The 14,009-nt window shown below is 44.1% G+C and carries 8 protein-coding genes; 3 read left to right on the top strand and 5 right to left on the bottom strand.

Translation table 11 applies throughout. The annotated features are described in order from the left end of the window. Positions 1 to 560: 560 nt before the first annotated feature. Together AACT52_RS39895 and AACT52_RS39890 are read right to left on the bottom strand one after the other, a co-directional pair. Positions 561 to 1,307: a CAP domain-containing protein gene (locus AACT52_RS39895; protein WP_073635637.1), complete on the bottom strand. Its 747-nt coding sequence runs from the start codon at positions 1,305 to 1,307 to the stop codon at positions 561 to 563. Between the two features lie 265 nt (positions 1,308 to 1,572). Continuing rightward, the gene (locus AACT52_RS39890; protein ID WP_073635636.1) at positions 1,573 to 2,394 is read right to left on the bottom strand and encodes a DsbA family protein; all 822 of its coding nucleotides are present in this window, start codon (positions 2,392 to 2,394) and stop codon (positions 1,573 to 1,575) included. A 1,017-nt stretch (positions 2,395 to 3,411) separates the two neighbouring features. On the opposite strand from AACT52_RS39890, the gene AACT52_RS39885 reads away from it, so the two are divergent. Both AACT52_RS39885 and AACT52_RS39880 read left to right on the top strand, forming a co-directional pair. Then, positions 3,412 to 6,420, top strand: coding sequence for a HEAT repeat domain-containing protein (locus tag AACT52_RS39885; RefSeq protein ID WP_233154179.1), 3,009 nt, complete (start codon positions 3,412 to 3,414; stop codon positions 6,418 to 6,420). Positions 6,421 to 6,424: 4 nt separating this feature from the next. Continuing rightward, positions 6,425 to 6,814: a hypothetical protein gene (locus tag AACT52_RS39880; RefSeq protein WP_073635634.1), complete on the top strand. Its 390-nt coding sequence runs from the start codon at positions 6,425 to 6,427 to the stop codon at positions 6,812 to 6,814. A gap of 108 nt (positions 6,815 to 6,922) precedes the next feature. Here the strand turns inward: AACT52_RS39880 and AACT52_RS39875 are convergent, their stop codons facing one another. After that, positions 6,923 to 7,201, bottom strand: coding sequence for a hypothetical protein (locus tag AACT52_RS39875; protein ID WP_073635633.1), 279 nt, complete (start codon positions 7,199 to 7,201; stop codon positions 6,923 to 6,925). Positions 7,202 to 7,384: 183 nt separating this feature from the next. After that, positions 7,385 to 10,015, bottom strand: a complete 2,631-nt coding sequence (locus AACT52_RS39870; protein ID WP_073635632.1) for a DNA polymerase III subunit alpha — start codon at positions 10,013 to 10,015, stop codon at positions 7,385 to 7,387. A 139-nt stretch (positions 10,016 to 10,154) separates the two neighbouring features. Here AACT52_RS39870 and AACT52_RS39865 point away from each other — a divergent pair, with 139 nt between their 5' ends. Beyond that, complete coding sequence (locus tag AACT52_RS39865) at positions 10,155 to 11,447, top strand: dicarboxylate/amino acid:cation symporter (RefSeq protein WP_073635631.1); 1,293 nt, start codon at positions 10,155 to 10,157, stop codon at positions 11,445 to 11,447. Positions 11,448 to 12,282: 835 nt separating this feature from the next. On the opposite strand, the gene AACT52_RS39860 is transcribed toward AACT52_RS39865, so the two are convergent. Continuing rightward, entirely contained in the window at positions 12,283 to 13,995 is a 1,713-nt protein-coding gene (locus tag AACT52_RS39860) for a diflavin flavoprotein (protein WP_073635629.1), read from the bottom strand. Positions 13,996 to 14,009: the final 14 nt, after the last annotated feature.

The raw sequence follows: 14,009 nt of genomic DNA, 5'->3' as shown, positions 1-14,009 counted from the left end.
ACAATTAAAGACATTTCTACCTATTGCGTAGCTTTAAGTAGATTTAGTTTACCCCCTACGATCTGCCGCTACGTGAACAATAAGATTCCCGACTTGTTGAAGAAGTCGGGAATCTAAGCCTTGTCTTCCTTGTTTATTCAACAATTAATAATTGATATCATGTCCGGATAATCAACCATAATTCTCGCATTACCCCTCCCCATGAATCGGGGAGGGTGCCGATAGGCGGTTGGGGTCAATTTATTACGGGTAATTGAGCGGACTTGATATGATATCTTTGAACGCAACTCTTTGCACTTAGCTGTGAAGTATGTGGAACCAATTAAGCAGCCAATACGTCATCATAGGTAGAGTTGTGATTCATATTTCTTGCAAAAGTCTTTTTCTGAGTGATTCTCAATAGAAAACTCCCGTTATCATGCATAAGCATTTAACGGGAGATTGCCAACAAATTTCAATTTTTTACCGCGATGCACCTCAAGGTAACTCGTTCGGGCTGGGAAGAGAGAATAGGAAAGAAACATTTCGCATTCTCTATTCCCGACCCCAAAGAGTGATGTTTAATTACGCCTACTAACTGCTGCAATTGATTTTTCTTCATACCCTGCTGCGTAATTAATCACGCATATCGTTTTGTATCTAGCGTGACTTCCATAAGCAACTCCAGCCACTTTAAAATTGGGGTTGAAGATGTTTTTTCTATGCCCGCGATTCGGCACTCCATCATCGATAAGTAATTGCATGACGATTTCCTGTGCCGTACTAGGACCATAGCTGATATTTTCCCCAGCACTAGATTGCCAACTTCCATAGCGGTCGATACGAGTAGATGGGTTGCTGCCATCGCTGCCTTGGTGACCTGTGGAACCTCTTGATCCATTATCTTTGACATGATCTCTAGCACCTAGAGACATTCCCACAGATGGAGTTAAAGGACTAAGAGGACGAGCTGACTGAAGAAATGCGATCGCCTCATCAACGGCTTTCACACCTTCATATGTTTGCATAATGAATTGATTGGAGACTTTGACTCGCTTACCTTGGAACTGCTGTTTATAGTTTTCCAACACAGCGATGTATCCCTTGGGATTTGTCCGAACCTTATTCATTTCCATAATTACCTGTTGTTCCAATGAAGACAGGTAAGTTGACGCTGCTACTGTCGTAGTAGGATTGGCTTGTTGAGCTTCACTAGGGGGGCGTTCCAACGTATTGTTTGCCACAGATGGGCTAGATAGAAATAGCTGAGAACTGCAAGTTGCGATCATAGCGATAGGGAACAACACACAAAATCCATTGCGACGCATTAATAACCTCACGATTTCTGTTCTATTGAGTTAATGGAGTTGCCTTGGATGCACAGCGTTTTACTGATGTTCATAATCAGTAGTTCTCGGTTTAATAGAGAACTTAAATAGAATTTGCAAATTTCTATTCTTTGTAACCTTTTGAACAACATACAGGAAACAGTCAGCCTACGGAAATAGACCTTAGGGGGGATGACTTGCCATACAGGCATTGTGTACGTATGTCTTTTTATGTTCAAAACAGCACTTATTAACTAGTGAAAATTTATCTAATACGAGTCAATACATTCTCCATATCCGAGAGCTGCAATGCACCGGATAGAGTTTGACCATTCAGCACAAAAAAGGGAGTCCCAGAAAGTCCCAATCTCTCGGCAAGCTGTATATCTTTCTCAATTGCAGTGTCGGCGTAAGAGCGTTCGCCCTTATCGGTGCTGTTTTGGCGATCGCCCTTATCGGCGCGGCTTTGGCGATCGCGTTTAAACTTTTCGAGATCCAAATTGAGATTTTCGGCGATATCCAAATATAAGGGCTCACCCAGTTCTTTTTGATGGGTAAAGAGTGCGTCCTGATATTCCCAAAATTTACCCTGTTGCTGTGCTGCCCAAGCAGCTGTTGCGGCTGGCATCGCTTGAGGATGAATCGATGTGAGAGGGAAATGTTTGTAGACCAAAGTGACCTCATCCTTATGCTTTGCCATAAACTGTTTTAGGGTTTTATGCGCCTGGGCACAATAGGGACATTGAAAATCTGAGAATTCTACTAATAAAATCTTGGACTGCGGTGAGCCAGTCGTGGGAGACTCACCAATCACCTCTTGGGGATTGGTTTTCATTTGACGCACAAATGCTTGCTGTGCTTGCTGTATTTGTGCTTGTTGCTTCTGCTGGTACGCTTGTACTGATTCGATGAGGACTTCCGGATGTTCCCGGATAACTTGTAAGATTTGCTCTTCTAATTCCGGACTGATGCGATTCGCCGCATCTGCGGGGGGTGAGCAACCCAACACTAAACAGAATATGCACAGTGCAGCTAAACTACGTAGCCACTCAATATTTTTACTTAGCCAGTAGGAAAATGCACGCATACAGAAAGGGATTATGGAGACAATTTCTACCATCTCTTACTATTGAGTGAGTTGGGTAGTATTGATTAGTCAAAATTACGCATCAGTTTTAGGTTTTCTATAAACTGTAGTAATACTGTTGTAAAGATTACTTCATTGTGTCAGGGAAAAGTGATATATATATAGATTCTCTGAATTCTGATCTCACGAAATCAGCACTGTACAGAGGTTGATGATTAACTGTGGAAATCTGCTGAAAGTGCCGTAGCGTAGAGGGTGCAGCGTTTTGCGCTACGGCAGTATCTCAAAGATAAGAGCATTTTTACTTAATCGTTCTCAGGTGGCATACATCAAATGCAGGCGTGGATCAGCGATAAGCTAGAAATAATGCCATCTTGCCTTAGGGGGAAACAATCGTGCAATCGATTCAAGACAAGATCATAGAGAAGTTGCAATTTTTGTCATAAGCATATCTAATCAGGTGCTGGATTTTGTATCTTTGGCACAGGCAACTTTCACCCCACCCCTTACCCCACCCCTTACCCCACCCCTTACCCCACCCCTTACCCCTCCCCTTGGCAAGGGGAGGGGAGGTTTTGGCGTTAGCCAAAGCCGGGGTGGGGTTTCGACTGTATGACAACGAAGTAAGCCTTAGTAGGGTGCGTTATGGACGGAACGTCCTAACGCACCGAAAATCTGGGATGGTGCGTTGCGCTACGCGACAACACACCCTACAGAAGGGATAATTTATTTTTTGGTACTCCCTAAGTACTACATTTCATAAATTCATATCGCAATAAGGGGGTTGTAGCTTTAGCGCTAAAGCGCAACTACGAACTATCACGCTACTTGCCTTGTGCAATCTTGTACTAAGCCTTTTGATTTTCACAAATCAAATAGGATTGCTCTAGCTGCTATCTACTCCGGAAAAATCAGAGCAGAAGTTGTTTAAATATGTAACAAGCTCCCAAATGCCTCAAGCTTGAATGCCGTCGTCGTTCGTTAGCATTACAAAGTTATATTAATGAGTGAGTGGCATTGGCAACTCCATCAGCCGTTAATCGGTCAACTTCCTGCATGAGCGCAGATTTTCCAAATTACCTGCAATCTGTGTGTACTGCCTACCACGATTGGTGGGAACTGTACACGATCACAGATGTGGAAGGAAGTAAAACAGCACAGCGGCAAGAAATGCCGTCGGTGTTTGATTTTGGCTTGATGGTGGAAACTGTGCAGGCGAAGCAGCAGGAGAGAGGCGAGACGCCAGAGAAAATAGAACAGGAAACAGAACGCTTGCCAGTGCAGGAAGGAATACGTAAATATGCTGATAATCATGTGCTACTGGTGGGAAGACCAGGTTCGGGGAAATCCACAGCGTTAGCGCGGTTGTTGCTGGAAGAGGCACAGAAGGCAATATCTCCGCAAAACCCCACCCCTAACCCCTCCCCGCAAGCAGGGAGGGGAACAGTCAACGGCGGGGTGGGCTGCATACCCGTACTGGTGGAGTTGCGGCAATACAAAACTTCCGTGCTGGATTTGATTCGACAATTCTTGAGGCGGCATAAGTTACGCCTAGAGAGTGCGGACATTGAAACGCTGCTGGATGACGGGCAATTTTTGCTGCTGGTGGATGGGGTGAACGAGTTGCCCAATGAAGAAGCACGGCGAGACTTAAAAACCTTTCGGCAGAATTACCCGCACACGCCGATGATTTTCACTACGCGAGATTTGGGCGTAGGTGGCGATTTGGGGATTGAGAAAAAGCTGGAAATGCAGCCGTTGACGGAAGGGCAGATGCAGCAGTTTGTCCGCGCTTATTTGCCAGAACAAGGTGAGGAAATGCTGCGGCGGCTGGGTGGAAGGTTGCGGGAGTTTGGGCAAACGCCGCTGCTGCTGTGGATGCTATGTACGTTATTTAAACAAACGGGCAATGTACCACCGAATTTGGGTTTAGTGTTTCGCTGCTTTGCCCAGAGTTATGACGGCAAAATTAAAGATGATGTCCCGGTTTCCCAGGAGTCGCGCCGTTGGTGGCAGGAGTTATTGCAGCATTTGGCGTTTGAGATGATGCAGGGAGACACGCCTACAGAGTTGCGAGTCACGATTGACAAGCGAGAAGCGGAAGGAATTTTTGAGAAGTTTCTTGTAGGTAAAGTTGATTATCCTCCCACTCGGGCGAAAGAATGGCTAGAGGATTTGCTCAAGCATCATTTAATCCAAGTTGTCAGCAATGAGCAAATAGAGTTTCGTCACCAGCTGCTTCAGGAATATTACGCCGCAGAATGTTTACTCCAGCAGCTTCCCAATATTAGTGATAAGAAGTTGAAACGTGATTATCTTAATTATTTGAAGTGGACAGAACCTTTAGCGCTGATGTTGGCGTTGGTGGAGAAAGAGGCGCAGGCGGTGCGGGTAGTGAAATTAGCGCTAGAGGTAGATTTGGCGTTAGGGGCAAGGTTGGCGGGGGAACTGAAGCAAGAGTTTCAGGGAAAAACAGTTGGTTTCATTTTAGGGCTAGATATTCCTGAATTACTCAAGATTAAGTTTTTGGGTAGCATGGGAACTGAGTACGGGGCCACTTTTTTAAGCAACTTATTACAACATGAAGATTCTGATGTGCGTAGCAGTGCCGCAAAAGCATTAGAAGAAATCAAAGATACCCAGGCAGTACCAGCTTTGATTCAAGCTTTGAATAATGAAGATTCTTCTGTGCGTAGCAGTGCCGCATATGCATTAGGAAAAATCAAAGATACCCAGGCAGTACCAGCTTTGATTCAAGCTTTGAATGATGAAGATTCTTCTGTGCGTAGGAGAGCCGCATCAGCATTAGGAGAAATCAAAGATACCCAGGCAGTACAAGCTTTGATTCAAGCTTTGAATCATCAAGATTCTGATGTGCGTAGCAGTGCCGCATCAGCATTAGGAGAAATCAAAGATACCCAGGCAGTACAAGCTTTGATTCAAGCTTTGAATAATGAAGATTCTTCTGTGCGTAGCAGTGCCGCATATGCATTAGGAAAAATCAAAGATACCCAGGCAGTACCAGCTTTGATTCAAGCTTTGAATGATGAAGATTCTTCTGTGCGTAGGAGAGCCGCATCAGCATTAGGAAAAATCAAAGATACCCAGGCAGTACAAGCTTTGATTCAAGCTTTGAATCATCAAGATTCTGATGTGCGTAGGAGTGCCGCATCAGCATTAGAAAAAATCAAAGATACCCAGGCAGTACAAGCATTGATTCATGCTTTGAATGATGAAGATTCTTTTGTGCGTAGGAGTGCCGCATCAGCATTAGAAAAAATCAAAGATACCCAGGCAGTACAAGCATTGATTCATGCTTTGAATGATGAAGATTCTTATGTGCGCTGGAGAGCCGCAGATGCATTAGGAAAAATCAAAGATACCCAGGCAGTACAAGCATTGATTCAAGCTTTGAATCATCAAGATTATTATGTGCGCTGGAGAGCCGCAGATGCATTAGGAAAAATCAAAGATACCCAGGCAGTACAAGCATTGATTCAAGCTTTGAATCATCAAGATTATTATGTGCGCTGGAGAGCCGCAGATGCATTAGGAGAAATCAAAGATTCCCAGGCAGTACAAGCATTGATTCTAGCTTTGAAGGATGCAGATTCTTCTGTGCGTAGGAGAGCCGCATATGCATTAGGAGAAATCAAAGATTTCCAGGCAGTACAAGCTTTGATTTTAGCTTTGAAGGATGAAGATTCTTCTGTGCGTAGCAGTGCCGCATCGGCATTAGGAAAAATCGGTAGCTCTGAAATACTTTCTCGGATATGGGAGTTGCGATTAACTGGGGTAGACTATGCAGAAAATGTTATTTCAAAGATTCAAGAGCGTTATAAGTTTTATAACCATGAAATTTTTCATTCTCCCCCAGTTAAGAAGGAAACTAAAACCGAATCAGAAACTTCTAAATCGTCAACTTACATCTTTCATCAACCTGTAGGCAATGTCAACACAGGAGATGTCAATATCCAGGGTAATCAAATTGGAACTCAGCACAACCAACTAAATAATAAGGATTAAAACTATGTCAGAAACTTCTAAGTACCAAAATAGTTTTCATTTCAATCAAGCTCCTGGCAACGTCAACACAGGAGATGTTACCATCCAGCGTGATCAAGTTGGCATTCAACACAACTACGCGCCAGAACAAAAACAAAATCTGGCGGAAGCAGCGAAAGAGATTCAGCAATTACTAGATCAACTGTCTCAGACTTACCCAACCACCACTCAAAGAGAAAAGCAAGCCGTTGCCAATCAAGCAATTGAGCAGGAAATTAAGCGCAATCCAACATTCAAAGCGCGGTTACGTGCTGCTTTAAAAGCAGGCGGAATAGAAGCGTTAAAGGCAATATTTAATCACCCCGCTGTCAGCATTCCTATTGAAACGATTAAAGGTTGGATTGAAGCTGAATAAAATCTTAGCTGGCGGTTAGAAACCGCGCCTATACAAACAAAACCCACCTCCGTGGGTTTCAATTCCATTAGTCCGCGTAGGCGGACTTCGTTTGTGTAGTAGCGATTTCTAATCGCCAAGACGAGACTCATGGACGAGTATCGGAACCTCGATGATGAGTCTTTTATACTCGTGGACGAGTGGTAAAGACTCGGCGGTGAGTGGTGAAGACTCGGCGATGAGTGGTAAAGACTCAGCAATGAGTATCAAAGACTCAGCGATGAGTATCAAAGACTCGGCGACAAGTATAAAACACTCGTTCACGAGTGGTGAAGACTCGCCGACGAGTATCAAAGACTCGTTCACGAGTGGTGAAGACTCGGCGATGAGTGGTAAAGACTCGTTCACGAGTATCAGTAAATATTAAGTAGGATGTGTGCCTTGTTCCCAGCCTCTGACTGGGAACACCATTGGCAGGCTCTGCCTGCCTTACTTGCGGCAGAGCCGCCTGAACCGCATTTCCAGGTAGAACCTGGAAACGAGATTATGTAGAGACGCGCCATGGCGCGTCTCTACAAAGAACGCGAATCCTTATTCTGGCAAACCGTGAACCTGCATCAAATCCAAACCCCGTTCAAATATCTCATCAATCGGCAACATTTGCCCATCAGTCGTCATAAATTTATGGTCTTTTGTTGCCCGAATAGTCGAACCATCTTCTAAACAATATTCAAACACCTCTTGCTGTCCGCGATTATGCCACTGGACAACAGGTTGTGTGTAAACATTCCCATTACTATCAACAGTATACACAGAGCATTCAATACTCTTTTCCACAATTTCCCCAATCGGCAAAAAGCCATATTCCACCGTCAACACTTCCGTGTCATAGCTTAAGCAATATTCGGCAAACTTCACCATTTGCTCGAATAATTCTTCAGCAATTTGTTTTTTCACTCCATTTTTCGCAGCGCCATCTACAAATTTTTCTCGCTGCTTCATCATCTCGTCAACTTTCTTTTTCCCCATGGCACGGCGCAGCAAATCTGCTTGTCCTAGAGAATATCCAGCCATATCTTGAGCAATTTTCATGATTTGTTCTTGGTAAACCATGATCCCGTAGGTTTCATTCAAGATAGGTTCTAGAATTTGTGTTTCATAGTCAATATTCTCTCGCCCGTGCTTACGGTTAATAAATTTGGGAATAAGTCCCGCATCTAGTGGTCCTGGTCGATACAGTGCCAAAATAGAGGAAATATCTTCTATGTTGGAAGGCTTCAAGTCGCGGACTATTTGCCGCATTCCCGAAGATTCTAATTGAAATATGCCTTCTAATTCTCCTGCTTCTAAAAGTTCGTAAGTCTTTTTAACGTCTTTTGGCAAAGTGTTAAATTCGCCTTTCGCTAATATCCTTTGAGCTTTTCTTTCTTGACTGGTTATCTCATAAGGGTCTATTTTAAACCCGTGTTTCTCTTCAATCAAATCAATGGTTCTCTGAATCATCGTCAGGTTTTTCAAACCCAGAAAATCCATTTTCAGCAAACCCAGTAATTCCAAGTCTTCCATGAAATACTGGGTAATCACAGAACCATCGTTATTTTTTTGTAACGGTACAATTTCATCTAATGGATCAGCAGAAATCACCACACCCGCTGCATGCACACCAAAGGTTTTGTTCGTTCCTTCAATACGGATTGCCATGTCAACCCAATGGCGTACCATTGGGTCATTGTCATATTTTTCTTTAAACTCTGGTGCTGGTGTTGCGTCGGAAATCATCACCTTGAGTTTGGTGGGTTTTCCTCGGGAAACCGGAATAAGCTTTGCCATTTTGTCTGAGTCCCCATAGGGAATATTTAACACTCTGGCAACATCTTTTAAAACTGCTTTGGAAGTCAGGCGGTTAAAAGTAATGATTTGAGCAACTCTTTCTTTACCGTATTTTTCTGTCACATAATCAATGACTTTATCTCGTTGTTCGATACAGAAATCCGTATCAATATCAGGCATGGATTTCCGATCTGGGTTGAGAAATCTTTCAAACAGTAGTCCATGATGCACGGGGTCAATGTTAGTAATTCCCATTGTATAAGCAACTAATGACCCCGCAGCGGAACCGCGACCTGGTCCAACCGGAATATTATTATCTCTGGCAAATTTGATGTAGTCCCACACGACTAAAAAGTATGTGGAAAACCCCATCCTCTGAATCATTGTGAGTTCATATTCCAGTCTTTCTTTATAGACTGTGTCAACTTCATTTCTCGATTTGCGATTTAATCTTTGTAAGAGTCCTTGCCAAGCAACTTCTTCCACATAAGTGTCGGCAGTGTGACCTGATGGGATGGGATAATTGGGAAGGCGAGGCGTATCCAGAATTTGGTAAGGCTCAACTTTCTCTGCAACTTCGACTGTGGTTGTCACTGCTTCTTCAATGACATCCTCTGGCAAATGGTCACGAAATAGCAGCTTCATTTCTTCAGCGGATTTGAGATATTCTGTACCGCTGTAACGCATTCGCTTATCTTCAGAAATCAATTTCCCAGTTTGAATGCACAGCAAAGCATCGTGTGCTTCAACGTCGTAACAAGAAATAAAATGCGAATCGTTAGTGGCGACAATTTTAATATCTAGCTCCCGCGCAATTTTGACAATTTCTACATTCACAATTCGGTCTTCTTGGGAGCCGTGGTCTTGAATTTCTAAATAATAATCTTCACCAAAAGTTTCTTTATACCACTTAGCAACTTTACGTGCTGCCTCTAGTTTGCCGCTGAGAATTGCTTGGGGAATTTCCCCACCTAAACAAGCACTCGTTACAATTAAGCCTTCATGGTATTCTTTTAATAAGTCTTTGTTGATGCAAGGACGGGAAAAAATTCCTTTACCCTGCACACCTTGAAGGTTGGAAAGTGTTGTTAGTTTAACTAAATTTTTGTATCCTTTTGTATTTTTAGCTAAAACAACTTGATGATAACGGGGACGGCGTTCTTGTTTCGTGATATCGCCGTTGATGATATACATCTCGTTGCCAATAATTGGCTTGATATTTTTATTTCTACATATTTTAATCAGTTCGATCGCCCCATACATGACACCATGATCTGTGAGGGCTATTGCTTTGATTCCCAGTTCGATGGCGCAATCGACTAAATCTGGCAGCTGACTTGCTCCATCAAGCAGACTGTAGTCACTGTGAATGTGCAAAGGGACAAAGGACATATGGGTTTCCAACTAGCAGTCAAAAGTAGAAGCGTTTACCAGGGTAACGCAGTTTGTCGCCGCGTGCGATCGCCTTATCCGGAATCTTTATTATCCAAAGTGATGCTTTAATAATCGCATTGCGAACTGAGCGTCTTGCATGAACGAAACAGACAGCATCGACAAGCCTAATACTAAACCTCGCCCTTGGTGGCAAAGAATTCCGCTGACTTTACAAATTGTCATCGCGCTGATTCTGGCGATCGCATTGGGTATTGCATTGGGTGCAGGAAACCCCAGCCCAGCAAATAAAAGCTTCATAGAGACTTTAGCAATTCCGGCTGAATTGGTGCTAAAAGCTCTCCGCGCCCTGGCGACGCCGCTGATTTTGATGGCAGTATTGCATACCTTCATGACAACCAGCATCCCTGGTACAGCAGGACGGCGTTTAGCGGTGCTGCTGTTTACTAACACGACAGTCGCTATTGTGATTGGACTTTTCGTGGCAAACGTCCTGCGTCCTGGGACTTGGGGACGTTTGGCTCCTCCAGGAGGTGCCCAAACAGCTCCTAAAAGTTTCGATCCTTGGGGACTGTTGAGAGATGCTGTACCACAAGCTATCCTTCAACCTTTGGTAGATAATAATGTTATCCAGCTGATCGTTATTGCTCTTTCCTTTGCGATCGTCTTGCGGGCAATAAAATCAGAGCAAATTGCCCAACGCAAGAGAGGATACCAGGCGATAGAGGATATAATCGGCATTCTGTTTGACTGTATCATCCGCATCCTCCACTGGGTTATTGCCTTAGTACCATTGGCAGTTTTTGGAATTGTTGGTAAAACTGTTGCCGAAAAAGGCTTTGAGCCGTTTAAATCTCTAGGCGCGTTTGTCGTGGCGGTACTGGTGGGGTTGGCGTTGCAAGCTTGCTACTACCTGACTCGGGTAAAATTTGGTTCTTGGGTTAACCCATTAAACTTTCTGCGTGGCGGTACGGATGCCTTTTTAACAGCTTTCTCAACAGATTCCTCAGTCGCGACAATGCCCATCACCTTTGAAGTTTTGCAGACAAAAATTGGTTTACGGGAATCTTCTGCTTCTTTGGGGGCGTTAGTTGGCTCAAATTTCAACAATGATGGGACTGCGCTTTATGAAGCGATGTCTGCGCTGTTTATCTCCCAGGTGATTGGGCAAAATCTCAGTATCCCGCAGCAGTTCGTTGTCATCCTCACGTCGATTTTTGCATCGGTGGGTGCAGCAGGTATCCCAGAAGCAGGGTTGGTGACGATGACACTGGTGTTCAGTTCCGTTGGCTTGCCCACACAGTATATTGCTTTGTTAATAACAGTGGATTGGTTTTTGGATCGCTGCCGCACTGTGATCAATGTTATGGGGGATATGACTGTCAGTGCCTTACTCGATGGCAAAAAGCCCCGTTCCCTTGACGAGGCTTAGTCAAAATAAGTCAAAAATAAAAAGTCAAAAATTTTTACTTTTGACTTTTGACTTTTTCTATTCACTGCTATCTAATTCTGTTGTGGTCCTTTTGCATCACACACCTTAGCCCAGCACCGTTCTAAAAGTTCCATTCTATGTAGATGCGCGAAGCGACGCGGGCTTAAAACCAGCTTTGTTTTGTCACTGAAGACGGGCTGATTGAGATACTGCCAAAAAGGAAATTTAATTTTGCTGTTTTCGTGAGTCATACAAAGAGGACAATACGATAGAACGGTTAATTCAGTGCCTTTATGTATAAAATACAATAAGTACTGATTCCTGAGTTAAAGGTTACATAATACTTATTCGACTGTCCTTGTGGCAAACACGGAAGATTTTCCAACTTTTGGATGATGTCAACAGCAGCTTTTTACTTATACTTCTGACCAGATATATAAAATCTACTAAATTAAGCTGTTGCTGATTTTTTGTGGGATGGGCGTCTCGCCCGTCTGAGATTTGGGCGCGCTAGAAGCCATTGGTGTCAATTTAAGCTGAAAGCTTTGTAATTACGTGACATCGTAGCTTTGTGCTTGCCCACAATTTTCGCTTCACCCCACCCCGGTTTTGTCTTGCGCCAAAACCTCCCCTCCCCTTGCCAAGGGGAGGGGTAAGGGGTGGGGTAAAGCCAATGTGGAATAAAGGTTTAAACGTGATTGTTGACACCTATGGCTGTCCGGCTCACCCCACAACAACATTTCATACAACTGAGAACCGCTACAAGAGCCAAGAGTAACTCTTGACTCTTGGCAATCCTCATAAGAGAGTATGCAATTGTACCAAGCGTTAAAGCTTAATAATGATTGCCCGTTTTGCGATGGTGAATGGCTGTTACGGCATCGGGTTTGAGTAATTTCCCGTTGTCAACAGTTGCATACACAACCCAATGGTCTCCACATTCCATGCGCTTATTGACAGAACACTCAAGATATGCTGAAGCGTCAGTGAGGACGATGCAGCCGTTATCCGCAACATCTGTAGGAAAACCTGCAAATCTCTCTTCTCCAGGAGCAAAAGATTTGCGGAAGTGTTTCATGTATTCTTGTTGATTGCCTTCAGGCAGAATATTTAAAACAAACTTACCGCCTGGATACATCAGGGTATCAATCGCCCGGTCTTTGGCAATAGCAACGGTAAGACCGGGTGGGTTAAAGGTGGCTTGAGAAATCCAAGATCCCATCATTCCAGTAGAGACTTCTCCAAGCTTTGCCGTCACGACGCAAACTGATCCGACAATCCGACCGACAGCTTGTTCAACAGGGGTCGCTGCTGGTTGAGCCAAACGCAGTTTTTTAGCTTTTCTTAGGGTTTGAGCAAAGTCTGTACCCGTTTCTTCACACTGCTTGAGAAGGACATCTGAGGGTTTAAACTTCACTTTCATACTGTCAAACCCAAACCGATATCCCGCATCCCGGAGTTTGCCTTCGATTAAGTCAAAAGCTTCGCCACTCCATCCGTAGGAACCAAACACTCCAGCGAGTTTGCTATTGTCACTAATCGATAATACAATACCCAAAGCAGTGTGAATGGGAGTCGGCGCATTACCACCAATGGTGGGAGAACCGATGATAAACCCATCAGCTTTTTCTACAGCTGCCTTGATTTCTTCAGGTTGAGCAAATTCGCAGTTGATAGATTCTACAGCCACTCCTCCTTTGGTTAAACCAAGGGCGATCGCCTGCGCCAGAGTTGCTGTATTTCCATAAGCTGAGGCGTAAAGTAGGGCAACAGTAATCTCGCGCTCGGTTTGAGAACGGCTCCATTGCTGATAAGCTTGGGTCAGTTCTACCAAGCCGTATCGTACTACTGGACCGTGAAGGTTACCATACATTCTCACTTGCAGTTCTGATATTTTCTCGAGAGCTGCTTGTACATGAGTTGCATGAGGAGCCATCAAGCAATCGAAGTAGTAACGCTGGTCTTCCTTTAAAACGCCCCAGTCTTCATCAAAGACATCGTCACCACAGATATGGGCACCGAATAGCTTATTGCTGTACAATATCTGGGTTTGCTGGTCGTAGGTACAAAGACCTGCGGGCCAACGAGGACTGGGGATGGGGAGACAGCGCAACACATGACCCTTACCTAAATCCAGAGTTTCTTTTCCCCGCATCACCATGATGTTCAATTTGTGGTTGGGGAAAGTCGCACGTAAATTGGCAGCACCAGGAAGGGAACAGACAAAGGTCAGCTGTGGGGCAACTTCTAACAAAGCTTTGAGGGTTGCCACTCGGTTGGGATTAAAGTGACCTAATATCACATAATCCAACTTTTTCAAGTCTAGAGACTGCTGGAGTGCCTCTATAAAAATTTGCGTGAAAGTTTCTGGGGGTGGGTCAATAATTGCAGTTTTATCACCTTCGATGAAATAGCAATTCGAGGTGGTACCCTTTGCCAGCGCGTATTCAATTTCAAACCGTAAACGCGTCCAACTGCGTGCCCTGAGTACTGTGGTGTTTGTAGCGATCGCTAGAACTTGTACGTCGCGCGGATTGGGATTGTTCATGGTTATTGAGTGAG

It is taken from the genome of Scytonema sp. HK-05 (assembly GCF_963872035.1).
GTDB lineage: Bacteria > Cyanobacteriota > Cyanobacteriia > Cyanobacteriales > Nostocaceae > Kalymmatonema.
Note: the sequence above shows the minus strand (reverse complement) of the source record. Positions and strands in the feature narration are given on the sequence as shown.